The organism is Kitasatospora sp. NPDC001683 (assembly GCF_053596495.1).
Genome location: NZ_JBSFGK010000231.1, coordinates 1 through 1,394 on the forward strand (window position 1 = coordinate 1; position 1,394 = coordinate 1,394).

At 56.1% G+C, this 1,394-nt stretch carries 1 rRNA gene; it reads left to right on the forward strand.

Annotated elements, in window-relative coordinates:
* Positions 1–1,392 (forward strand): 23S ribosomal RNA (locus tag ACWCYO_RS40670); the annotation flags it as partial.
* Between the last annotated feature and the right edge of the window lie 2 nt (positions 1,393–1,394).

A 1,394-nucleotide genomic window follows, 5' to 3' on the forward strand; every position in this document is an offset into this window, starting at 1 on the left:
CTGAGACCTGATGCCGAGCCGATTGTGGTGAAGTGGATGATCCTATGCTGTCGAGAAAAGCCTCTAGCGAGTTTCATGGCGGCCCGTACCCCAAACCGACTCAGGTGGTCAGGTAGAGAATACCGAGGCGTTCGGGTGAACTATGGTTAAGGAACTCGGCAAAATGCCCCCGTAACTTCGGGAGAAGGGGGGCCATTCCTGGTGACGGGCTTTGCGCCTTGAGCTGGGGGTGGCCGCAGAGACCAGCGAGAAGCGACTGTTTACTAAAAACACAGGTCCGTGCGAAGCCGTAAGGCGATGTATACGGACTGACGCCTGCCCGGTGCTGGAACGTTAAGGGGACCGGTTAGCTTAGTTTCGACTAGGCGAAGCTGAGAACTTAAGCGCCAGTAAACGGCGGTGGTAACTATAACCATCCTAAGGTAGCGAAATTCCTTGTCGGGTAAGTTCCGACCTGCACGAATGGCGTAACGACTTCTCGACTGTCTCAACCATAGGCCCGGTGAAATTGCATTACGAGTAAAGATGCTCGTTTCGCGCAGCAGGACGGAAAGACCCCGGGACCTTTACTATAGCTTGATATTGGTGTTCGGTTCGGCTTGTGTAGGATAGGTGGGAGACTGTGAAGCAGCAACGCCAGTTGTTGTGGAGTCGCCGTTGAAATACCACTCTGGTCGTGCTGGATGTCTAACCTGGGTCCGTGATCCGGATCAGGGACAGTGTCTGGTGGGTAGTTTAACTGGGGCGGTTGCCTCCTAAAGGGTAACGGAGGCGCCCAAAGGTTCCCTCAGCCTGGTTGGCAATCAGGTGTTGAGTGTAAGTGCACAAGGGAGCTTGACTGTGAGACTGACGGGTCGAGCAGGTACGAAAGTAGGGACTAGTGATCCGGCGGTGGCTTGTGGAAGCGCCGTCGCTCAACGGATAAAAGGTACCCCGGGGATAACAGGCTGATCTTCCCCAAGAGTCCATATCGACGGGATGGTTTGGCACCTCGATGTCGGCTCGTCGCATCCTGGGGCTGGAGTAGGTCCCAAGGGTTGGGCTGTTCGCCCATTAAAGCGGTACGCGAGCTGGGTTTAGAACGTCGTGAGACAGTTCGGTCCCTATCCGCTGTGCGCGTAGGAGTGTTGAGAAGGGCTGTCCCTAGTACGAGAGGACCGGGACGGACGAACCTCTGGTGTGCCAGTTGTTCTGCCAAGGGCATGGCTGGTTGGCTACGTTCGGGAGGGATAACCGCTGAAAGCATCTAAGCGGGAAGCCTGCTTCGAGATGAGCACTCCCACCTCCTTGAGAGGGTAAGGCTCCCAGTAGACGACTGGGTTGATAGGCCGGATATGGAAGCCCTGTGAGGGGTGGAGTTGACCGGTACTAATAGGCCGAGGGCTTGTCCTCAG